Annotated in this window: 24 protein-coding genes; 14 read left to right on the top strand and 10 right to left on the bottom strand. The window is 65.4% G+C overall.

The window, feature by feature from the left end:
* Positions 1 to 29: 29 nt before the first annotated feature.
* From BKM74_RS03980 to rfaD, 3 genes are read right to left on the bottom strand one after another with little or no spacing between them, the layout of a single operon-like run.
* Positions 30 to 1,139: a class I SAM-dependent methyltransferase gene (locus BKM74_RS03980; protein ID WP_086464395.1), complete on the bottom strand. Its 1,110-nt coding sequence runs from the start codon at positions 1,137 to 1,139 to the stop codon at positions 30 to 32.
* Positions 1,136 to 1,948: a prolipoprotein diacylglyceryl transferase gene (gene lgt / locus BKM74_RS03975; RefSeq protein WP_086464394.1), complete on the bottom strand. Its 813-nt coding sequence runs from the start codon at positions 1,946 to 1,948 to the stop codon at positions 1,136 to 1,138. Before lgt ends, BKM74_RS03980 begins: the two co-directional genes overlap by 4 nt.
* Before the next feature lie 36 nt (positions 1,949 to 1,984).
* Positions 1,985 to 2,968, bottom strand: coding sequence for an ADP-glyceromanno-heptose 6-epimerase (rfaD, locus tag BKM74_RS03970; protein ID WP_086464393.1), 984 nt, complete (start codon positions 2,966 to 2,968; stop codon positions 1,985 to 1,987).
* A 173-nt stretch (positions 2,969 to 3,141) separates the two neighbouring features.
* Here rfaD and BKM74_RS03965 point away from each other — a divergent pair, with 173 nt between their 5' ends.
* The 7 genes from BKM74_RS03965 to BKM74_RS03935 all read left to right on the top strand — a co-directional run bounded on the left by BKM74_RS03965 (position 3,142) and on the right by BKM74_RS03935 (position 8,638).
* Positions 3,142 to 3,498 (top strand): accessory factor UbiK family protein, encoded by a 357-nt coding sequence (locus BKM74_RS03965; RefSeq protein WP_086464392.1) that lies wholly within the window; start codon positions 3,142 to 3,144, stop codon positions 3,496 to 3,498.
* A 190-nt stretch (positions 3,499 to 3,688) separates the two neighbouring features.
* Complete coding sequence (locus BKM74_RS03960) at positions 3,689 to 4,192, top strand: type III secretion system chaperone family protein (RefSeq protein ID WP_086464391.1); 504 nt, start codon at positions 3,689 to 3,691, stop codon at positions 4,190 to 4,192.
* Between the two features lie 131 nt (positions 4,193 to 4,323).
* On the top strand, positions 4,324 to 5,073 hold the full coding sequence (locus tag BKM74_RS03955) for a creatininase family protein (protein WP_086464390.1): 750 nt from the start codon (positions 4,324 to 4,326) through the stop codon (positions 5,071 to 5,073).
* A gap of 243 nt (positions 5,074 to 5,316) precedes the next feature.
* A complete protein-coding gene (locus tag BKM74_RS03950; RefSeq protein WP_086464389.1) occupies positions 5,317 to 6,108 on the top strand; it encodes a LuxR family transcriptional regulator in 792 nt (263 codons plus the stop codon).
* A 104-nt stretch (positions 6,109 to 6,212) separates the two neighbouring features.
* Positions 6,213 to 6,935 (top strand): acyl-homoserine-lactone synthase, encoded by a 723-nt coding sequence (locus tag BKM74_RS03945; protein ID WP_086464388.1) that lies wholly within the window; start codon positions 6,213 to 6,215, stop codon positions 6,933 to 6,935.
* A 37-nt stretch (positions 6,936 to 6,972) separates the two neighbouring features.
* Positions 6,973 to 7,185, top strand: a complete 213-nt coding sequence (locus BKM74_RS03940) for a hypothetical protein (RefSeq protein WP_086464387.1) — start codon at positions 6,973 to 6,975, stop codon at positions 7,183 to 7,185.
* Positions 7,175 to 8,638, top strand: a complete 1,464-nt coding sequence (locus tag BKM74_RS03935) for a cytochrome P450 (protein WP_176342387.1) — start codon at positions 7,175 to 7,177, stop codon at positions 8,636 to 8,638. The genes BKM74_RS03940 and BKM74_RS03935 overlap by 11 nt, the downstream gene beginning before the upstream one ends.
* 60 nt (positions 8,639 to 8,698) lie before the next feature.
* Here the strand turns inward: BKM74_RS03935 and BKM74_RS03930 are convergent, their stop codons facing one another.
* Positions 8,699 to 9,121 carry a helix-turn-helix domain-containing protein gene (locus BKM74_RS03930; protein WP_176342386.1) on the bottom strand — a complete coding sequence of 141 codons (423 nt, stop codon included), beginning with the start codon at positions 9,119 to 9,121 and terminating at the stop codon, positions 8,699 to 8,701.
* A 139-nt stretch (positions 9,122 to 9,260) separates the two neighbouring features.
* Here BKM74_RS03930 and BKM74_RS18470 point away from each other — a divergent pair, with 139 nt between their 5' ends.
* Positions 9,261 to 9,467: a hypothetical protein gene (locus BKM74_RS18470; protein WP_140056014.1), complete on the top strand. Its 207-nt coding sequence runs from the start codon at positions 9,261 to 9,263 to the stop codon at positions 9,465 to 9,467.
* Positions 9,468 to 9,546: 79 nt separating this feature from the next.
* On the opposite strand, the gene BKM74_RS03920 is transcribed toward BKM74_RS18470, so the two are convergent.
* On the bottom strand, positions 9,547 to 10,230 hold the full coding sequence (locus BKM74_RS03920; protein ID WP_176342385.1) for a tetratricopeptide repeat protein: 684 nt from the start codon (positions 10,228 to 10,230) through the stop codon (positions 9,547 to 9,549).
* 95 nt (positions 10,231 to 10,325) lie between these two features.
* The gene (locus BKM74_RS03915; RefSeq protein ID WP_086464382.1) at positions 10,326 to 10,580 is read right to left on the bottom strand and encodes a hypothetical protein; all 255 of its coding nucleotides are present in this window, start codon (positions 10,578 to 10,580) and stop codon (positions 10,326 to 10,328) included.
* A gap of 178 nt (positions 10,581 to 10,758) precedes the next feature.
* On the opposite strand from BKM74_RS03915, the gene BKM74_RS03910 reads away from it, so the two are divergent.
* Together BKM74_RS03910 and argE are read left to right on the top strand one after the other, a co-directional pair.
* A complete protein-coding gene (locus tag BKM74_RS03910; RefSeq protein WP_086464381.1) occupies positions 10,759 to 11,988 on the top strand; it encodes an eCIS core domain-containing protein in 1,230 nt (409 codons plus the stop codon).
* Between the two features lie 106 nt (positions 11,989 to 12,094).
* Complete coding sequence (gene argE, locus BKM74_RS03905; protein ID WP_086464380.1) at positions 12,095 to 13,267, top strand: acetylornithine deacetylase; 1,173 nt, start codon at positions 12,095 to 12,097, stop codon at positions 13,265 to 13,267.
* A gap of 61 nt (positions 13,268 to 13,328) precedes the next feature.
* On the opposite strand, the gene proC is transcribed toward argE, so the two are convergent.
* Entirely contained in the window at positions 13,329 to 14,147 is an 819-nt protein-coding gene (proC, locus tag BKM74_RS03900) for a pyrroline-5-carboxylate reductase (protein ID WP_086464379.1), read from the bottom strand.
* Positions 14,148 to 14,501: 354 nt separating this feature from the next.
* Between proC and BKM74_RS03895 the strand changes: the two genes are divergently transcribed.
* The 4 genes from BKM74_RS03895 (at position 14,502) to BKM74_RS03880 (ending at position 19,214) form a co-directional block, all read left to right on the top strand.
* Positions 14,502 to 15,509, top strand: coding sequence for an NADP-dependent oxidoreductase (locus BKM74_RS03895; RefSeq protein WP_176342384.1), 1,008 nt, complete (start codon positions 14,502 to 14,504; stop codon positions 15,507 to 15,509).
* Positions 15,506 to 16,153 (top strand): DNA-3-methyladenine glycosylase family protein, encoded by a 648-nt coding sequence (locus BKM74_RS03890; RefSeq protein WP_086464378.1) that lies wholly within the window; start codon positions 15,506 to 15,508, stop codon positions 16,151 to 16,153. Before BKM74_RS03895 ends, BKM74_RS03890 begins: the two co-directional genes overlap by 4 nt.
* Positions 16,154 to 16,314: 161 nt before the next feature.
* Positions 16,315 to 18,810, top strand: a complete 2,496-nt coding sequence (locus BKM74_RS03885; RefSeq protein ID WP_086464377.1) for an EAL domain-containing protein — start codon at positions 16,315 to 16,317, stop codon at positions 18,808 to 18,810.
* A gap of 26 nt (positions 18,811 to 18,836) precedes the next feature.
* Positions 18,837 to 19,214 (top strand): hypothetical protein, encoded by a 378-nt coding sequence (locus BKM74_RS03880; RefSeq protein ID WP_086464376.1) that lies wholly within the window; start codon positions 18,837 to 18,839, stop codon positions 19,212 to 19,214.
* A 35-nt stretch (positions 19,215 to 19,249) separates the two neighbouring features.
* Here BKM74_RS03880 and BKM74_RS03875 read toward each other — a convergent pair whose 3' ends face one another.
* The 3 genes from BKM74_RS03875 to BKM74_RS03865 all read right to left on the bottom strand — a co-directional run bounded on the left by BKM74_RS03875 (position 19,250) and on the right by BKM74_RS03865 (position 21,184).
* Complete coding sequence (locus BKM74_RS03875) at positions 19,250 to 19,528, bottom strand: hypothetical protein (RefSeq protein WP_140056013.1); 279 nt, start codon at positions 19,526 to 19,528, stop codon at positions 19,250 to 19,252.
* A 140-nt stretch (positions 19,529 to 19,668) separates the two neighbouring features.
* Entirely contained in the window at positions 19,669 to 20,313 is a 645-nt protein-coding gene (gene mobA, locus BKM74_RS03870) for a molybdenum cofactor guanylyltransferase MobA (protein ID WP_086464374.1), read from the bottom strand.
* Positions 20,303 to 21,184, bottom strand: a complete 882-nt coding sequence (locus BKM74_RS03865; protein ID WP_086464373.1) for a formate dehydrogenase accessory sulfurtransferase FdhD — start codon at positions 21,182 to 21,184, stop codon at positions 20,303 to 20,305. The genes mobA and BKM74_RS03865 overlap by 11 nt, the downstream gene beginning before the upstream one ends.
* Positions 21,185 to 21,378 lie beyond the last annotated feature (194 nt).

Here is a 21,378-nt window from a genome sequence, read left to right as displayed (position 1 = left end):
AACATTCCAGCCGGCGCGCCGTTGCCCGATCAGCCCTCGAAACCCGGCAACGGGCCAGGCAGGGAGCCAGCGAGGGTCGGGCCGGTCAACGCCAATAGTTTGAACAGACTGCCCATTTCCTGATCATCTATCAAGCGGCGCAGCGCCGTATCGACATCACGCGCACCAGATTGCCGTAAGGTTTCGGCGCGCGCCACGATCCCCAGCGCCGTCAGGAAAGCCCCCTGCCCGACCGGCCCGTGCGCCACGGCACCGGCCTCCACGGCGGCGCGGGCCAGCGCCTGGAAATCGACATGGGCGGTCAGATCCGCCGCGCCAGGGTCGGCCAGCGGATCGTGGAACTTATGCGCCTTCAGCGCCTGGAAACTGTCGCCCGGCGCACTCCGTGCCGTGCCGTAATCGATCAGCAGCGCCGCCCCGCCCTGCTGTTTCAGCCGCGCGCCGATGGCGGCGGCTATGGCGAATCCTGCCGGGCAGATTTCCGCGATAGCGCCGGCGGGGGCATTGTCCCGCACGCCGGGGTCAAGCAGCGCCGCCCCCGAGGAGCGCCCCGGCGAGACCACGAAGCGGAAGCCCGTCCCTGCCTCATCGAGATCGACCAGCCTTTCGTGCCAGCCATCCGGCAGGCGCTGCAACTGGCGGATCGGCAGCGCGTCGAAGAATTCGTTGGCGACGAGGATCATCGGCCCGTCCGGCACCGAGGCGACGTCGTCATGCCACGCGACCGGCACGCCGAATGCTTCCAGCGCCTGTTTCTGCCGGTCGCGCAAGGGCTGGCTGGTTTCCACCAGATGCAGGCGGATCGCCTGTTTGAAGCCCGGCACCATGCGCGCGGCGCGCAGGAAATCCGCCATCAGCGTGCCGCGCCCCGGCCCCAGCTCGACCAGCCGCACCGGGTCGGGGCTGCCCATCTGCTGCCAGATCACGGCGGCCCACAGGCCGATCAGCTCGCCGAACATCTGGCTGATTTCCGGCGCGGTGGTGAAGTCGCCCGCCGCCCCCAGCGGGTCGCGGCTGCGGTAATAGCCATGCACCGGATGGCCCAGCGCCTCGGCCATATAGTCGGCGACCGTGATCGGCCCGTTGGCGGCGATGCGCCTGGCCAGCAGGTCGGCCAGGGGATTGGCCAGCGGACTCATGTCCGCTTTGGCGTATCGCCGGACGGTTCGACAGCCAGCGCCCGGCGGACGAGATACAGCCCGAGCAGGATCATCGGCAGGGAGAGCAGCTGCCCCATGGTCGCGCCGAACCACAGGAAACCCAGGAAAGCGTCCGGCTCGCGGAAGAATTCGCCGATGCAGCGCGCCACGCCATAGCCAGCGAAGAAGGCACCCGCCAGCAGGCCCGGCCGGTTCTTGGCGTTGAAGCCGAAGATCAGCACCGCCATCAGCACGAACAGCGCCAGCCCTTCGAGGCCGGCCTGATAGAGCTGGCTGGGATGGCGCGGCAGCGGCCCGCCATGCGGAAACACCATGCCCAGCGCAGCATCGGTCACGCGGCCATACAACTCGCCATTGATGAAATTGGCGATGCGGCCGAAGAACAGCCCGATGGGGGCGGCGGCGCAGACGATGTCGGCCAGCGACAGCAGCGGCACCTTGTATCTGCGCGCGAACAGGAAGGTGGCGGCGAGGACGCCCAGCAGCCCGCCATGGAAGGCCATGCCGCCCTTCCAGACCATCAGGATCTGCAGCGGATCGGTGATGTAATAGTCCGGCCGGTAGAACAGCACATAGCCAAGCCGCCCGCCAATCACCACGCCCAGCGTCGCCCAGACCACGAAATCGTCCAGCAGCTGCGGCTCGAACCGCACCGGCTCCCGCCTGGCCAGCAGCAGCGCATAGCGCCAGCCGCCGATCAGCCCGACGATATAGGCCAGCGCGTACCAGCGGATGACGATGGGGCCAAGCTCCAGCGCGACCGGATCGATGGCGGGAAAGGTGAACACGGGAACACTCCTGGCAGTGGGGCCTAGCGATACGGCCTAGCGGTACGGATCTTCGGCGGCGAGATAATCCAGCACATAGCGGGAAACCCCCGCCTCCAGCGCGGTGAACTGCCGGTCATAGCCGGCCCGGCGCAGCTTCGCCATGTCGGCCTGCGTGAAATACTGGTATTTGGCGCGGATCGCCTCGGGCGTATCGACATACTCGATATTCGGGCTCTGCCCCAGCGCCTGGAACACCGCTTCGGCGAGATCGCGGAAGCTGCGCGCCGCCCCGGTGCCGCAATTGAACAGCCCGCTGACCGTCGGGTTGCCGTGCAGCCACAGCATCACATCGACGCAATCCTCGACCGCGATGAAGTCGCGCAGCTGGCCGCCATCCTCGTAATCCGGGTGGTGCGAGCGGAACAGCCGTGCCGCCTGTCCCGCCGCGACGCGGTTATAGATCTGCGGCACCACGCTCATCTGCCCGCCCTTGTGATACTCGTTCGGGCCATAGACGTTGAAGAAGCGGAGGCCCGCCCATTGCGGCGGCTTGGCCGCCTGTTCGACAAAGCGGGCGACCCGCCGGTCGAAGGCCAGCTTGCTCCAGCCATAGGCGTTCAGCGGGTGCAGGCGCGCAAGGCCGGCCGCGCCCATACTGTCCTCGAATCCCGCCGACCCGTCGCCATAGGTGGCGGCCGAGGAGGCATAGATCAGCCGCGCGCCGTTGCCCGCACACCAGTGCCACAGGCGCTGCGGCAGCTCGATATTGGTGCGGGCGATCAGATCGGCGTCGGTTTCCGTGGTGGCGGAGATGGCGCCCATATGGAAGATCGTCTCGATGGTGCCCCGGCGCGCATCCAGAAAATCGAACAGTTCTTCCGGCGCGATCAGGTCGGCGAGGTCGCGTTTGGCGATGTTGCGCCACTTCTCGTCACGGCCCAGCCAGTCACAGACCACGAGATCGCGCTGGCCCGCCGCCTCCAGGGCAGCGACGAGATTGGAACCGATGAAGCCGGCGCCGCCGGTGACGACGATCATGGGCAGACCTTTCCGAAACCTTTTGTCGCGGGCCAGAGATCGCACTCTGGGTGTTGATCTTTCGTTTGGCGAGTTATAGTTGCCAAGGAGGGGAGCGGCAAGCGAGCCGCCCCGGCAATGGCCAGACACCGCCCCAGGACACCACCCTAGGACACCACCCGAGGAGCATGACGATGCAGTCCCAGAACCGCCTGTTCGAGGATATGGCCAGGCTCGCCAGCGGCGCGCTCGGCGCCGCTGCGGGTATTCGCGGCGAGATGGAAGCGCTGTTCCGCCAGCAGATGGAGCGCGTGCTGCACGAGATGGACCTCGTCACCCGCGAGGAGTTCGAGGTGGTGCGGATGATGGCGGAAAAGGCACGGACGGAAAATGAGGAGCTGGCCGCGCGCCTGGCAGCGCTGGAGGGCCAGCTTGCCAAGATGGCGAAGCCCGCCGCGAAACCGGCCAAGCCTGCCGCAACGGGCCCGGCCACGGGTACGGCCCCAGGTGCGCCCCGCCGCCGTCCGAAGCGCCCGACGCCGGCCAGCTGACCCGCCCCCATACCAGATCGTCACGATAATTTAGCGAGTGACACGAAATCTTGTGTTGCGTCGCCGATATGCATTTGGCAGGCTACAGGTCGTGGTGGTGATAAGGCCATAGCCCCACCAGATGTTGGGCGCGATTGGAACCACACCAACCCTGCACAGCAACCCTTCCTGCCAAGGAGGTGCAGGTCCAATGCTCGAGATAGAGACCTCTGACGAAGCTGCCATCGTCAATCCGCTCGATTTGATCGAAGAGTTGGTGGAGGCCAATGAGTGGGCCTTCGACCGGTCACGCGAGGATGAGCTGGCGGTCGAGATTTCCGGCCGCTGGTGCGACTATCACCTGTTCTTCGTCTGGCGTGGCGAGATGAGCGCCCTGCATTTTTCCTGCGTGTTCGACGCCAAGGTGGGTGCCGGCAAGCGCACGGAAATCTGCAACCTGCTGGCCCTGGCCAACGAGCGGCTGTGGCTCGGCCATTTCGACCTCTGTTCGGAGGACGGGATGCCGATGTTCCGCCATACCGTGCCGTTGCGCGGCGCGCGCGGCGCCACGGTCGAGCAGGTCGAGGATCTGGTGGATGTCGCGGTCACCGAGTGCGAGCGCTTCTACCCGGCCTTCCAGTTCGTGCTGTGGGGCGGCAAGACCGCCGTCGAGGCGATCGACGCGGCGATGCTGGACACGGTCGGCGAGGCCTGAGGCTTCTCCCGCAGTTTCCATGCTTTGACGCTGCATTGCCGGTCTGCGCCGCTGCCGGCTGACAGGCTGATATCCCCGTGCCAGAGTATCGGCCATACCGATATCTCTACGGCACGGAAGGATTGACCGGCATGCAGCTGCATCTGAGCACCTGGGAAGAGGTGGATAGCTACCTCGCCACCTCCAAGGGCATCATCATCCCCATCGGCTCCACCGAACAGCACGGCCCGAACGGGCTGATCGGCACCGATGCGATCTGCCCCGAGGTGATCGCCAAGGCGGTGGGCGACCGCACCGGCGCGCTGGTCGGCCCGACCATCTCGATCGGCAACGCGCAGCATCATCTGGGCTTCTCCGGCTCGGTCACGCTGCGCCCGACGACGCTGATCGCCGTCATCAAGGATTATGTCGCCTCGCTGGCGCGCAACGGCTTCGAGCGGTTCTATTTCCTGAACGGCCATGGCGGCAACATCGCCACCATCGGCGCCGCCTTCGCGGAAATCTATGCCGATTACAGCATGGCCATGCCCGGATCCAACCGGCCGCAGGTGCGTTGCGTGCTGAAGAACTGGTGGGACACGCCGGGGGTGCAGGCGCTGTCCAAGGAACTTTATGGCGACAAGGATGGCGCGCACGCCACCGCCAGCGAGGTGTCGGTGACGCAGGCCGCCTATCCCGAGGCGATCAAGAAGAAGGACATGAAGCAGGCCGGCCGCGCACCGCGCGCCTTCGCCGATGCCGACGATTACCGCAAGCTCTATCCCGACGGGCGCATCGGGTCCGACCCGACGCTGGCAAGGCCGGAGCACGGCCACCGGCTGATCGAGGCCTCGGCCGGCGACGTGATCGAGGATTACCGCCGCTTCCTGACGCTCGACTGATCCTGCCCGCCGGAAGCGCCCAAGGGGGTATCCGATAGCATACCCATCATGCAGTTGCATGTTAGGCATTTCCGGCGGAGCCGCTTATACTCGTTCCAAATAAAGGAACAATGAGCCGGTGCCGAAGAGGCGCGTCGCGGAATGCGAAAGCTGGCGTTCCGCCAAGCCTCCAAAGCGAGCTGCCCTCAATGTCTCTGCGAGCATTGAGGAAAGACTTGCAAGGCCGGCCGGAAGGGGCGGCGAATGGACCATTTACTGCAGCAGCGGCTGATCGATCTGCATGGGTTGAGCGAGGCGGGGGAGTTCAAGACGCATCTCCAGACCATCGCCCGCACCATGGGATTCGAGCGTATCTTCTACATCAGTGCCAGGCTGGTGCCATCCAGCCTGCCGGGACCCGGCGGTTTCGCCGAGACACCGCTGATCCTCTGCGATTATCCGGATGACTGGGTCGCCCATTATCAGGGCGGGCAGCTGGCCCGCATCGACCCGGTGATCGCGGCCTGCAACGCGACGCGCCAGCCCTTGAGCTGGGACGTGCGCGCTTATGAGCCCGAGGCCGCTGCCGAGGTGAGCCGGCTGCTGCACGATGCCATCGACGCCGGTATCGACCGCGGCATTTCGGTGCCGATCTACGGCGTCAGCGGCGAATATGGCATGGTCACCTTCGTCGCCGATCCGGAGACCCCGGCCCGGCCGCTCGACGATACCGCCCTGCTGCGGGATTGCACGCTGGTCGCCAACCATTTCCACATGACGCTGCGCCAGCGCATCGGCAACGACCCGGCCCAGATCGAGACGCTGAAACTGACGGCCCGCGAGCTGGAAGTGATGAAATGGGCCGCCGCCGGCAAGACCCGCGAGGAAATCGCCGGCATCCTGAAGGTCACGCCGCACACGGTGAAATTCCATCTCTACAACACGCACGCCAAGCTGGATGTGTTTTCCACCCCCCATGCCATCGCCAAGCTGGTCTATCTCGGCCTGCTGGAGCCGCCGGGACTGACCGGCAGCAAGGGCTACCGCATGGTCTAAACCACCGGTTTAGACCGCCCGACCACCACCCCTAGACAATTGTCCAGCTAGTCCGCACAGGCCCCGCGCCGCCACCTTTCCCCTAACAGGGAAAGGGAACGAACGTGCGGATTCTGGTCAATCGGCCGACAGGTGGCGAAGCTTTCGGGGACGGGCTTCTGGACGCGATGTTCCGGCTCCGCGCCCGCTATTTCAACGATCTGCGCGGCTGGAACCTGCCGCTGGAGAGCGGTCGCGAGATCGACCGCTTCGACGGGGCCGGCACGCTTTATGCCGCCGCGCTGGAGGATGACGGCACGCTGGTCGGCTGCTTCCGGCTGCTGCCAACGGACCGCCCGCACCTGCTGGACAGCTGCTTCCCCGACCTGATGGCGACGGCCGCCGCCGGGGGCACCCTGATGCGTGGCCCCGGCCTGTGGGAGATCAGCCGGCTGGCGATCATCCCCACCGAACCCGACAGCCCTTTCCGCACCGAGACAGTACGCATCACCGCCGCCCTGCTGGGCCGCCTGTTCGCGCTCTGCGCGGAGGACGGCATCCGCCGGGTCACCTGCGTGACCGATGTGCAGTTCGAGCGGCTGCTGCATGTGCTGGGCTTCGAGTGCCACCGCACCGCCGGGCCGATGCGCATCGGCGTCGAGGATTGCGTCGCCGGCTATCTGGACACAAATGCGGAAAACCATGCGGCGGCGCGGCGGGCAGCGGCGCGCTGGGCACGCCAGCCGATCAGCACGCCGGCGGGTGTGGTGCCCGTCAACACACCGGTGGACATGCTGGCCCCGGCGCATAAACCGGCCGCCACGCCATCGCGGAACGCAATCGGCTGATTTCAGCCAAAACCGAGCAAAACCCAGGGAGACGATCATGCGTATCAGCGACCAGCTTCTGAACCATTCCGCCGCCGATCTCGACAGTCTGGGCGGCATCGCCAACTGCCTGCTGTTCCTGGCCGAGGAGGCGGAAGCCAACAAGGAGATCGTGCTGCGCGATCTGCTGAAGGCGGCCGCCATCTATGCCAAGGAGCGGTCGGACAGCATCTCCCCCTACACCGTGCTGGCCTCGACCGATGGCGACTGATATCCAGTTCGCGCCGGCCCCCGTCAGCGCGGAGGTAGCGGCGCGCCCGCGTAAGGCAGCCAGGCGTATCCTCACCAGCCGGGATGAATTCAAGGCCGCCCGGCGCGTGCCGAAGGCGAAGCTGCTGCCCTTCGTCGGCGTGCTGTTCGCCTCCAAGCCGCACCCGCCCAGCTTCTTCGTGCGCATGGCGCGGGAATATGGCGAGATCGTCGGCTTCGACATCGCCGGCAAGCCGCTCTATCTGGTGAACCATCCGGACTACATCCAGCATGTGATGCAGACCAATGCCGGCAATTACCGCAAGAGCGACTTCTACTATCGGCTGAAGGCGATGTTCGGCGACGGCATGCTGGTGACCGAGAACGAATTGTGGCGCTCCAAACGCACGCTGGCGCAGCCCTCCTTCCGGCGCCACCGCTTCGACCATTACTGCGATGTGATGGCGGAATGTGGCACTGCGCTAGGCGATGTGGTGGAGGCGGAGACGCGGGACGGCCAGCCGATCAACATCGTGCCCAAGGTGATGGCCGCGGCACTGAACGTGGCGACCCGCACGCTGATGAATTGCGACCTGGCCGAGGACAAGGACCGCTTCACCGAGATCATCACCACCATCATGGTGCAGAGCGAGAAGCGCGTCTGGTCGCTGTTCGAGCTGCTGCACGACCTGCCGAACCGGGCGCGCAGCGAAAGGCTGCAGGCGATCGCCGATTTCGACGCGCTGCTCTACAAGGTCATCAAGGACCGGATGGAAGGGCGCTCGTCGCACGATCCGGCCGGCCCCGACATGCTGCAGATGCTGCTGGAATCGGCCTGCCCGGTAACCGGCGAGCCGCTGTCGCTGTCCCGGCTGCGCGACGATTTCCTGACCATGGTGCTGGCCGGGCACGAGACCACGGCGGTCTCCATCGCCTGGTGCCTCTATCTGCTGTGCCGCCATCCCGACCATATGGCGGCCGCACAGGCGGAGGTTGACCGGGTGCTGGGCGGGCGGCAGCCGACCTACGAGGATCTGTCGGAACTGAAATTCGTGAAGATGGTGGCGCAGGAGACGATGCGCCTCTACCCGCCGTTCTGGACGATGAGCCGCGCGGCGCTGGCCGATGACGAGGTGCGCGGCTACCGCATTCCCAAGGGGGCGACGATCATGCTGTGCCCCTATGTGATGCACCGCAACCCGGACTACTGGCCGGAGCCGGAGAAGTTCGATCCCTACCGCTTCACGCCGGAGGCCAGCGCCGACCGGCCGAAGCATGCCTATTTCCCGTTCGGCACCGGGCCGCGCCAGTGCATCGCCAATCATTTCGCGATGTTCGAGGCGCAGATCATGGTGGCGCAGATGCTGCAGCGCTTCGACCTCAGGCTGCTGACCAGCAAGGAGGTGGAGTCGGAGCCGATGATCTCGCTCAGGCCCAAGCAGGGCATTCACTTCACCGCCCGGTCCCGGGTCTAGCGGTCGCGAAACCGGGTACCGCAGGTGGTCCGGATGGAGAGGGGAGGCTGGGACGGCGCCCTATTTCGTGGTCTTGTTGCTTCCCTGGCCGCTTCCGGTGGCACCAGACGGGCCGCCGAGATGCGCCAGCATCGCCCGCAACTGGTCGCGCAGCGGCTTGTCCTCGATCCGCTGGAACCAGTAGAGGAAGGCCATCGCCTCGGACAGCGCCTCCTTGGTGATGTCGGGATAGGCCTCGCGGACCTCATCCTCGAGCGTGCGGGTGAAGAAATAATTCGGCGAAATGTTCAGCGCCTTGGAAATGCTGAACAGGATGCTCGCCGGAATGCGGTCCTGCCCGCTCTCGTACTTCTGCACCTGCTGGTAGGAAACGCCGACCTGGGCCGACAATTCCTGAAGACTCTGCTTCAGAAATTTCCGTCGGTCGCGCAGGCGCCGGCCAATCAGAAGGTCCTGAGCGGTGCGGCGGGGTTTACGGGGCATCGGCGATGGCTTTGCGGTTCGGTCCATTTTCATCGGATTAAACTTGTATGATCCATACTACACGAGGTTGTCCAGAAGTGCATCTGCCCTTCATTTCGGTTGCATCCGCCGGTTGCCGTCAGAACCCGACGCCCGCCCGATGCTGACCCATCCCAGCGAACAATTGCTGCAATGCGCCGAGAAACTCAGTGCGGCCATGCCTGGCCATGCCGCCCTTTTCGCCGCCGATCAGGCGCTTGTCATGCTGCGCCATCGAAATAGCGACCTGTATCTGTTCTGGATCGAAATCCTTCGCGCCATTCTCGTCGTCGAAGAAACGGACGAACCGCCTCATTTGCTGCATTAGCGTTACAAATCACAAATAAGCAATGGTCCATATGGCGCCGCTGTCAAGGGCGGCCCCTCAGCGCGCCCCTAGCGCCGCCCTAGCGCCCCTGCGCCGCCAGCCAGCGCCGGGCATCCGATTCGGCCTCCTGACGCTCATCCTCGCTCATCTCCGCAGCCAGGCGGCGCAGCAGGTCGGCAGCACCCGGCTGCCCGGATTCGGCCGCCAGCGTCAGCCATTTATAGGCCTCGCGCAAATTCTGTTTCCCACCCTCACCACGCGTATAGAGGCTGCCCAGCGCCGTCAGCGCCCGGGACACGCCGCCTTCTGCCGCCTTCTCATACCAGTAGATTGAGCGTGAGGTGTCGCGCGGACCGCCCAGCCCGGACTCCAGCAGATAGGCGAGATTGTACTGCGCCTCGGCCAGCCCCTGCTCAGCGGCCTTGCCGTACCAGCGCCGCGCCTCGGCCACATCGACCGGGATTCCGCGCCCGAACTGCAGCGCCAGCGCCAGCTTCGCCTGCGCCTCCGGCAGTCCCTGTTCCGCCGCCTTGCGGTACCAGCGTGCCGCCTCGGTCGCGTCGGGCTCGGCACCGCGCAGCCCCTGCTCATGCGACAGGCCTAGCAGGAACTGCGCCTTGGCATTGCCGGCCCTCGCCTGCTCCTCGTACCAGCGCATTGCCGAGGCATAGCCGGCGGGCGGCTCGGTAGCCTGTGGGGCCGCCTGTACCGGCGGAAGCCAGAGCAGACCGGCGGCGAAGGCCAGCGCCACAAGACGGGCCATGGGACGGGCCATGGGACGGCGTGCGAAACGAGCGGGCGGCAGGGTCAAAGGCGGCATTCCAGGAAAGCAGGCCATGAAGAAAGGCGGGAGGGTGACTAGGGTCTTGCCGGTCCGCTGCCGGTCAGGGCGCGTGGCGCGCTGCCATAATAGCCGACCAGCCGGCCGGCTTGGCTCGGCGGCAGCGGTGCCGGATAGCACTCGACCTGTCCCAGCGTCTGATAGCAGTAAACCGGAGTCTCAGGGGCCGCCACTGTCTCCTTCTTCGGGGAAAGGCTGGCGGCGATCTCGTCGGTCAGCGCGCAGCCGCCCAACAGCGCCAGGCTGGCAAGGATCGTCAGGCAGCGAATCATGGCCGTTCCCCCGGATGCGGTACCACAGTGCGGCGATGGCGCAACAATACTGCAAAAACCCCGCCCCTGTAACGCAAGGAAATGCAGGCCGGGCCGGTCAACGGGCAAGAAACCGCTTCGGGAAATTCCGAATTTGGTTGTATAAGTAAATTTATATGCACTCAAAGAGAGAGTGACCATGCGTCCTTCGGTGATCCAGGGCCGGTTCCCCAAAGGGATAATGGCAGGCGCCGTGATCCAGCGCCATGGCGGCGGCGAGGCGTTTCAGGTGCCGGCAACGATGGCAGCGCGGCTTGGCGCTCCGGGGGGCGGCCAGCCGCTGCCGCCGGCGATCCAGCGCCATATGGAAGGCGTGGTCGGCGCGCCGCTGGGCGATGTGCGCGTGCGCGTCGGGCCGGAGGCCTCCGCACTGGGCGCGGTCGCCTTCACCATGGGCTCCACCATCCATTTCGCGCCGGGCCGCTACGATCCCGGCAGCCGGCAGGGGCTGCAGCTGCTGGGCCACGAACTCGCCCATGTGGTGCAGCAGCGCCAGGGCCGGGTGCCCAACCCGTTCGGCAGCGGCATCGCCGTGGTCAGCGACCGCGCGTTGGAGGCGCAGGCCGACGCCATCGGCATCAAGGCGGCGATGGCGGCCATGACGGCGGGTGCCGCCGCACCAGTCCAGATGAAGGCCGGGCCGGTGCCGATGCGGCCGGGTGCGGCGGGCGGCGTTGCCCAGCCGAGTTGGGGGTGGGGTATCGCCGCCGGTGTCCTCGGCACGGCAATCGCGACGGGGACCGGCTTCGGCCTGCTCGGCATCGGCGCCATCGGTATAGGGTCAGCGCTTTTCGGCAATTACATCAGCGGCGACACGCCGGGGGCGCGACACAATGTACGGGTCGCCCGGCGGGGCCAGCGGCGGCCAAACAACATGCTACAGATCCAGCCGCAATACAGCATCACGCTGAATGCCTACAAGCATGGCCGCTTCGATGTCGGGCACGCTTTCATCACTCTGCAGATGGATGGCTATGTCACCATGGCGATGGGCCTGTCGCCGCGCGATCTGCCGACGGACGATCTGCGTGGGATGATGAACTATTTCATCGACACGCTGGTTGGGCAGCCGGGCCGCATCTATCTCGAATATGAAAGCCTCAAGGACGGCAGCCTGAAGCGGCAGACATGGAACATCACGGAAGAAGGCGCTATCCGCGCCATGAACAAGATGAACCATGACCGGCGGCTTAATCTGGATAGCGCCCTTGAGATGGATGAGGATTATGGTTTGGGCGGCGGCCCCTCCTACAATGCCTTCTCGAATTGTGCCTCCTGGGCGCTGGATGTCCTGAATGCGGCCGGTGTCAATACCTGGCGCTATCGCAGCCTCGTGAACCGGCCCGGCGCCTTCTACAACGCCATCTGACTTTCCTGCCTCCCGCCCCCCGGTTGACAAGCCGATAGGGCGGGCGCACGATCCCATCGAATTTCGCCAACCACCTATCGCAATACGATAAAACCAGAGAGACATCATGGCCGAAGCCGACCGTATCCAGCCGATCAGCCTGGAGATGATCCGTACGCTGATCGGCATACCCACCGTCAGCCGCGACAGCAACCTCGACCTCATCGCCTATGTGCAGGACTATCTGACCGGCTTCGGAATCGACTCCACGCTGGTCCATGACGAGACCGGCAAGAAGGCCAATCTCTACGCCACCATCGGCCCGAAGGACAAAGGCGGCATCTGCCTGTCCGGCCATACCGACGTGGTGCCCATCGACGGGCAGGACTGGCATACCGACCCGTTCGAGGTGGTGGAGAAGGACGGGCTGCTCTACGGGCGCGGCACCAGCGACATGAAGAGCTTCATCGCCATCGCGCTCGCCTTCGTGCCGGAATTCCTGGCCAAGCCCTTGAAGACGCCGATCCATTTCGCCTTCTCCTATGACGAGGAGGTCGGCTGCATCGGCGTGCGCCGCCTGCTCGACATACTGGAGAAGCAGCCGGTGAAGCCGGCGGCCTGCATCGTCGGCGAGCCAACCTCGATGAAGCCCGTCGTTGCACACAAGGGTAAGAAGAGCACGCGCTGCCATGTGCATGGGCTGGAATGCCATTCCTCGCTGGCGCCAACCGGCGTGAACGCGGTGGAGTTCGCTGCCGAGATCGTCACGCATCTGCGCGGCATGGCGAAGCGCAAGCGGACGGAAGGACCGTTCGACCCCGGTTTCGATCCGCCGCACACCACCGTCCATACCGGCCTGATGCATGGCGGCACGGCGCTGAACATCGTGCCGAAGGACTGCTATTTCGATTTCGAGTTCCGCCACCTGCCGGAGGATGACCCCGAGGAGCTGCTGGGCGAGGTGCGCGCGTTCGTGGAGACCAAGCTGCTGCCGGAGATGCACGCCATCGATCCGGCGACCGGCGTGCGCTTCGAGCAAATCTCGCAGATTCCCGGCCTCGACATGAAGGATGACGACCCGCTGACCCAGCTGGTGATGGCGCTCAGCGGCGCCAATTCCACCGGCAAGGTCGCCTTCGGCACCGAGGCCGGCCTGTTCCAGCAGGTTGGCATCCCGACCATCGTCTGCGGCCCCGGCGACATTGCCCAGGCGCACAAGCCGAACGAGTTCATCGCCCTCAGCCAGGTTGCCAAGGGCGAGGCCTTCATGCGCCGCCTGCTGGACCGGGTAAGGGCGTAAGCGGTCTTTAATAACCGTGTCACCCCCGGGCTTGACCCGGGGGTCCAGGAGAAATGGACGCTCAGTTCGACAGTTCGCGCGAGCGCTGCGTGGCAGCCGCCACGGTGTTTTCCATCAGCTGCGTCAGGCCGGACTTCTCGTCCATCAGCACCTGCAGGCCGGCATAGGTGGTACCGTTCGGGCTGGTGACGTTCTGGCGCAGGATGGCCGCCTGCTCGCCGGTCTGGCGCATCAGCTCGCCAGCCCCGGCGACGGTGGCGCGGGCCAGCTGCATGGCGATATCCGCCGGCAGCCCGACCTTCTCGCCGGCAGCCGCCATCGCCTCCACCATGTGGAACACATAGGCCGGGCCGCTGCCCGACAGGCCAGTGATGGAATCGATCAGCGCCTCGTCCGCGACCCAGACCACCTCGCCCACCGCACGCAGCAGGCGGTCGGCGAGATCGCGCTCGGCCGTACCGACATGGCCGTTGGCGGTGCAGCCGGTGATGCCGCGCCCGATGGCGGCCGGCGTGTTCGGGATGGTGCGGACGATGGCGGCCTTGTCCCCCAGATGCTGCTCGAAATAGGCGATGGTCTTGCCCGCCGCGATCGACAGGAAGCAGGTGCCGGGCTTCACGAAGCGGCGATAGGCGCCGATCACGTCGCTCATCACCTGCGGCTTCACCGCCAGCACGATCATTTCCGGATGCAGGTCGGATGGGAGATCGTCGGCGGCGGCGGCGACCGTGATGCCGGGCTTGCTATCCAGCCCGTAGGGCAGGCTGCCCGACGGCTCCACCACATACACCCCGGCATCGGCGGTGCCTTGCGCCAGCCAGCCTTCCAGCATGGCGCCGCCCATCTTCCCGCAGCCCACTAGCAGCAATGGCCGTTCCATATCGCGTCTCCCCATCCTGAATGTTTAACCGGCGTTATACGCGATGGCATGCGCACCGGAAAGACATCCCACTCCATCCGTCACCCCCGCATTTATTGCGGGGGTCCATGGTCCAGCCCACACTGGCGACGCCGAAGCGGGCCGAGGCGTGGATTCCCGCAACAAGTGCGGGAATGACGGTTCGAGGAAACCAAAAGTAAGCATGTCAGCCCGCGACGATACGAGGCCAGCCATCGCAAAGCCGGGGAAAGACAGAATTGACCTGCGCGCGATTGCCGCCGGTCGCTTCCGGCGATAGCCTGCCTGCCATGACACGCTCCCTTCGGGAGTGAACCCAAACAAGAGAGCCGCATCATGACCATGAACCGACAGATCACCCTGGCCTCGCGCCCGGTCGGCGCGCCGACGCCCGACAATTTCAAGCTGGTCGAAACCCAGGTGCCGACGCCCGAACGCGGGCAGGTGCTGGTGAAAGCCCTCTATCTCTCGCTCGACCCCTATATGCGCGGCCGCATGAGCGATGCGAAATCCTATGCCCCCAGCGTGCAGATCGGCGAGGTCATGACCGGCGGCGCGGTCGGCCGTGTCGTCGATTCGCGCCATCCCGGCTTCAAAGCGGGCGATATCGTCGAGGGCCGCATCGGCTGGCAGGAATATGGCCTCGTCGAGGGCGGCATGCTGCGCAAGGTCGATCCGGATGTCGCACCGATCTCCACCGCGCTGGGCGTGCTGGGCATGCCGGGCCTGACCGCCTATTTCGGCCTGTTCGAGATCGGCAAGCCGCGCCCCGGCGAGACGCTGGTGGTTTCCGCCGCGTCGGGTGCGGTCGGCGCCGTGGTCTGCCAGCTCGGCAAGATGGCCGGCGCGCGCGTCGTCGGCATCGCCGGCGGCCCGGACAAATGCGCCTATGTGAAGGAGGCGCTGGGGGTCGATGCGGTCATCGACTACAAGGCGGAGAAGGATTTGTCGAAGGCGCTGGCCGCGGTCTGCCCGGACGGCATCGACGTCTATTTCGACAATGTCGGCGGCCCGGTGACCGACGCCATCGCCAATCTGTTCAACCTGCGCGCCCGGATGATCGTCTGCGGCCTGATCTCGCACTACAACATGCCCGACGGCTATGTCGGCCCGTCGATCCTGCGCTCGGTGCTGACCAACCGGGTGACCATCCAGGGCATGATCGTGTTCGACTGGCATGACCGCTGGCCGGCGGGTGTCGCCCAGCTCGGCAAGCTCGTGAAGGCCGGCAAGCTGACATACAAGGAAGACGTGACCGAAGGGCTGGAGAATGCGCCGGCCACCTTCATCGGCATGCTGGAGGGCAAGAATTTCGGCAAGACGCTGGTGAAGATCGCCGAATGAGCCTTCTGGAGGAGCGGACGGCGCAACTGGCCGAAGACCTGGCCGCGCTGGCCGCCCGCGACCCCGATATCGCGGCGGCGCTGCGGGAGATCGGCGCGCCCGATCCCCGCATCGCCGAGCCGGGATTCGAGACGCTGCTCGGCATCATTCTGGAGCAACAGGTCTCCGTCGCCTCGGGCAAGGCGATCCGCCGCAAGCTGGCCGACGCGCTGGGCCATGTGACCGCCGAGGCGGTGGGGGCGGCCGAGGATACGGTGCTGGTCGGCTGCGGCTTCAGCCGGCCGAAGCTGCGCTATGCCCGGATTCTGGCGGCAGAGGTGACGGAAGGGCGGCTCGACCTCGACGCCCTGGAGAGAATGCCCGATGAGGCCGCGATGGCCCGGCTGACGGCGATCACCGGCATCGGCCGCTGGACGGCGGAAATCTATCTGATGTTCGTGCTCGGCCGGCGCGACATCTGGCCGGCGCCCGACCTTGCATTGCAGGTTGCCGCACAGCATCTGAAGGGAATGACGGCGCGGCCGGACGCGCGCGGCATGGATCTGCTGGCGCAGAACTGGCGCCCGCAGCGCAGCGCGGCGGCGCTGCTGTTGTGGCGATTTTACCGGCACCTCCGCAACCGCCCCGCCACGGATGCCGTTTAGGATTGGAACGGCAAGAGAAAATCTGACGAAATCTGACTCTGGGCTGGTGCAAATTTTATCGATTCGTTAGTATTTCTAAGCCAGTATGGATTATAAAAATTGAATCGCTGGGACACGGGTACGCTGTTGCCCGCCCGAATGACGAGGAACACGGCTATCCCATGGTCAACCGTTCGCCTGCGGTTGTGACGCTGCCCGACACGAGCGATCTGCTGCACATTGTGCTGGATGGCCTCGATGAAGGCGTCGCCTATTTTGACGCCGACGACAATCTGTTGCTGGCCAACAGGCAGTATCGCGCCCTTTACCCGCATCTGGAGCCGCTGTGCCATCCCGGCACGCCCTATCGCGACATCCTGGCGGCGGATGCCGCTGATCGGCTGAAGCACGGCCTGATCGACGACACCGATTCCTGGGTTGCGCAGCGGCTGCTGGCCGCGCGGGAAGGCCGTCATCTGTTCCTGCAGCGGCAGACCGATGGCCGCTGGCTGCGGATCAGCGAGCGCCGCACCGAGGATGGCGGGCTGATCACCGTCCAGGCGGATGTGACCGACCAGCGCCACCGCGAGGACGAGCTGGAGCGCTATGCCGGCATGCTGCACAACACGCTGGAGAATATCAGCCAGGGCATCGTCGCCTATGACGACGAGATGCGCATGACCTTCTGGAACGAGCGCTATGCCGAGCTGGTTGACCTGCCGCCGCAGTTCCGCATGGTCGGCACGCCGCTGATCGACCAGCTGCGCTATGTCGCCCAGCGCGGGGATTACGGACCGGGCGACCCGGAAGAACTGGCGATGATGACCTTTCGCCATTCCACCAAGCGCAGCGGCAATGTGTATGAGCGCGAGACGCAGCGCGGACAGACATTGGAAATCAGAACGACGCCGGTGCCCGGCGGCGGCATCGTCGCGACCTTCTCCGACATCACCGAGCGCAAGGCGAGCGAGGAAGCCCTGCGGCGCAGCGAGGAACGCTATGCGCTGGCCGCGGCGGGCGCCAATGACGGGCTGTGGGACTGGGACCTGAAGGAGAACCGCATCTTCTTCTCGCGGCGCTGGAAGGAAATGCTGGGCTATAACGACCAGGAAATCGGCGATGCGCCGGAGGAATGGTTCAGCCGCATCCACCCGAGCGACGTGCAGCAGGTCACCGCGCAGCTCGACGCGCATCTGGCCGGGGCCAGCAGCCATTTCGAGAGCGAGCACCGCATGCTGCACGCCGATGGCCGCTATCACTGGATGCTGATCCGGGGCCAGGCGGTGCGCGACATGGCGCAGAAGACCACCCGCATCGCCGGCTCGCAGACCGACATCACCTCGCGCAAGATCGCCGAGGAAAGGGTGCAGCATGACGCGCTGCACGACACGCTGACCGCCCTGCCGAACCGCACCCTGCTGACCGACCGACTGCGTCAGGCGATGGCGCGCAGCCGCCGCTCCGGCCAGGATATGCGCTTCGCCATCCTGCTGATCGACCTCGACCGCTTCAAGGTCGTGAACGAGAGCATGGGCCATCTGCGCGGCGACGAGCTGCTGGTTTCGCTTGCCCTGCGGCTGGGCGAGAAGGTCCGCGCCGGCGACACGCTCGCCCGGCTGGGCGGCGACGAATTCGCCATTCTGCTGGAGGATGTCACGAGCCCGGACGAGGCGCTGGCCTTCGCCGGTGACGTGCTGGACACGGTCAGCCAGCCATTCCAGCTCGACGGCAAGGAGATCGTCAGCACCGCCTCCATCGGCGTGGCGATGTGGGATCCGGCCTATGGCAAGGCCGAGGATATCCTGCGCGATGCCGACCTTGCCATGTACAGCGCGAAGAGCGACGGCAAGGCACAGGTCGCCCTGTTCCACGCCAGCATGCACAAGCGCGCAGTGGCGATGCTGGACCTGGAGAATGACCTGCGCCGGGCGCTGGACCGCGACGAGATGCTGCTGCACTACCAGCCCATCGTGTCGCTGGATACCGGCAAGATCGTCGGCGTCGAGGCGCTGGTGCGCTGGCACCATACCGACCGCGGCGTGCTGTCGCCGCTGGACTTCATCCCGCTGGCCGAGGAGACCGGCCTGATCGTGCCGATCGGCGAATGGGTGCTGCGCCGGGCCTGCGAGCAGACCGCGATCTGGCACCGGGATTTCCCGGACCGGACGCCGCTGCAGATCAACGTCAACCTGTCCAGCCGGCAGTTCGCCAAGACCGACCTGGTGGACAGCGTGGCCCAGGTGCTGGCGGAAACCCAGATCGACCCGTCCTATCTGAAGCTGGAAATCACCGAGAGCGCGCTGATGGAGAATGCGCAGCGTTCCGCGCATATTCTCGAACAGTTCAAGCGGCGGGACATCCAGCTGTCGATCGACGATTTCGGTATCGGCTATTCCTCGCTCGCCTATCTCCGGACCTTTCCCATCGATACGATCAAGATCGATAAGTCCTTCATCATTGACATGGTGACCAACCGGGACAATCTGGAGATCGTACGGACAATCGCGGCGCTGGCACAGAATCTGAACCTCGATGTGATCGCCGAAGGCGTCGAGGCCGCCGACCAGCTGGCACAGTTGCGCGCACTCGGTATCGAATATGCGCAAGGCTATCTGTTCTCGCGGCCGATTGACGCCGCTGACATCACCGCGATGCTGCGGCAGAATCCGGCCTGGTAGCCTGCACCGGCCTTAGAGGAACCGATATGAAACGGCCCTTCGCCCTTACCCTGGCGACCGCGACCGCGCTGGCCTTGCTGCTGGCGGTGCCGCAGTCTGGCCAGGCGCAGCAGATACCGGCGGGCCAGTCGGAAGTGCAGCAGGACATCGACAAGCGCACGAAGCGGGTGGCCCTGCCGGGCGAGCGCGAGCAGGTGCGCTGCTATTCCGGCATCCTGATCGATGCCTTCCAGCGTTATGGCGTTTTTGGCACCATCGGCACCATGCCGACCGAACTGATCAACGTGATGCCGGCCGGCGGTAACGCGGTGCTGTATTACTGCAACGAGAATTATGCGGCCTGCGAGAGCGCGGCGAAGGTCTATCGCGACCGGCTGGGCATGGCGCCCGGCACATGCAACTAGACCCCGCCTGCAACGACCGCGTGACTTTTAACGCGTTACTGGGGCCGGCAGACGATCTGCTGGTTGCCGTCCACGACCGCCAGCGTGCCGCCGACCTGCACGTTGCTCCAGCAATTATCGCCCTGCTTGCGGCTCTTCGCCTCGACCTGGACCGTGTTGTACTGGGCCGGCACCTCGAACTGCTGGCTGCGCCCCACCGAGAGGCGCGTGAAGTCGCGCTGCCACAGCTTCATGCGGACCTGAATCTCGGTCGAGGAATTATTGTTCACCGTGACCAGCCGCTTGCTGTTGGCGGCAGCGTCAGGCACGGGCAAGGAAAAGAAAAAGGCCGCCACCGCAATCGCGGTCAGGCGCAAAGAAACATATCGAAAGCCGCGTTGCATGACGACGCTCTCCCCATCACGTCTAATGAAAAAATAACTCCTGCTCGGGGAATAATTGCGCAATTCCTTGTTCAGGCCAAGGAAAGATGGTTAAGCATCTCATCGGCCTTCGCCATGTCTTCGGGCGTATTGGCGTTGAAGAAGGGATCAATGCCGCCCTCGATGGCGCATTCGACCCGGGCCAGCCGGTAATTCGCCGTCCAGGCATCGACCTTGCGGATGCCGCGCACCACCACCGCATCGCGCAGATCGCCCAACAGCCGCACCGGCCACAGGCCGAACACCGGATGCGCCCGCCCGCCCGAGGCGGCGCAGGCCATGTCCGCCTTTCCCTCGGCGGCCGCTTCCAGCAGGCGCGGCACCAGATCGGCCGGCAGGAACGGCGTGTCGGCGGCGAAGCTGGCCACCCATTTTGCCTGCGGCGCGTTGCGCGCCGCCCAGTCGAGCCCGGTCAGCACGCCGGCCAGCGGCCCGGCGAAACCTTCGACGATATCCGGCACCACCGGCAGCCCATAGGCGGCGAAGCGCGCCGGATCGCCATTGGCGTTCAGGATGGCGCGGGAGACTTGCGGACGCACCCGGTCCAGCACATGCGCCAGTACGGTCTTCTCGCCCAGCGGCAGCAGGCACTTGTCGCCGCCGCCCATGCGCCGCGACAGGCCGCCGGCCAGCACGAGCCCGACAACTGAAATGTAAGGTGCGTTTTCAGGCGGCATCGTCTTCCACGCTCCCCTTGCGGCGCATGTGCTTCGGCTCCTCCTCGACGGCGGACAGGTCGGCATCGTAGATCAGCCGGTTCTCGCCGGAGACCGCGACGAAGCGCTTGCCCTTGGCCCGGCCGATCAGCGTCAGTCCTGCCTGCCGGGCGAGCTGCACGCCCCAGGCGGTGAAGCCGGAGCGCGAGATCAGCACCGGGATTTCCATATGCACTGTCTTGATGACCATCTCGCTGGTCAGCCGGCCGGTGGTGTAGAACAGCTTGCCCTTCGGCGAGACGCCGTTCAGGAACATGTAGCCGGCGATCTTGTCCACCGCATTGTGGCGGCCGACATCCTCCATATAGACCAGCGGCGTGTCACCCTCGCACAGCACGCAGCCATGGATGGCGCCGGCGGTGAGATACAGGCTGGGCGTCATGTTGATCTTGCGCGACAGGGCGTAGATCCAGCTGGTGCGGATGGCGGCATCCGGGTCCAGCTCGATCTCCTCGAACCGCTCCATCAGATCGCCGAACACCGTGCCCTGCGCGCAGCCGGAGGTCTGGGTGCGCCGTGTCATCTTCTGTTCGTAATCGGTCGCGCGCTCGGTGCGCACCACCACCGTCTCGATATCCGCGTCGTAATCGATGGCGGTGACATGATCGTCATGGCGCAGCATATGCTGGTTCAACAGATAGCCGACCGCCAGATAATCCGGATGGTCGCCAATGGTCATGGCGGTGACGATCTCCTGCCTGTTCAGGTAGATCGTCAGGGGCCGTTCCACCGGCACGCGGATATCGACCGGCTTGCCCTCATGGTCCAGCCCGCTGACCGGCTCGCTCAGCCGCGGGTCGTCCGGATTCGGTTTGATGGCGAATTCCTGCATGCCCTGACTATGGGCCAGCGCCGCCCCAGCGGCAAGGGAGGGGGTTTGTAAATGCCCGCTCAAAAGCTGTGGATGAAATTCGTCCCGAGGCACCCTATAGTCTTAGGTGGAATTGGTAATGCCAGGGTGCCTGAAGGCGCCGCGAAAGTGAAAACGACACCGAAAACCAAGGACGGTCCGCAAAGGGCCGCCGG

Origin of the sequence: Oceanibaculum nanhaiense, assembly GCF_002148795.1 — a bacterium.
GTDB classification, from domain to species: domain Bacteria; phylum Pseudomonadota; class Alphaproteobacteria; order Oceanibaculales; family Oceanibaculaceae; genus Oceanibaculum; species Oceanibaculum nanhaiense.
Note: the sequence above shows the minus strand (reverse complement) of the source record. Positions and strands in the feature narration are given on the sequence as shown.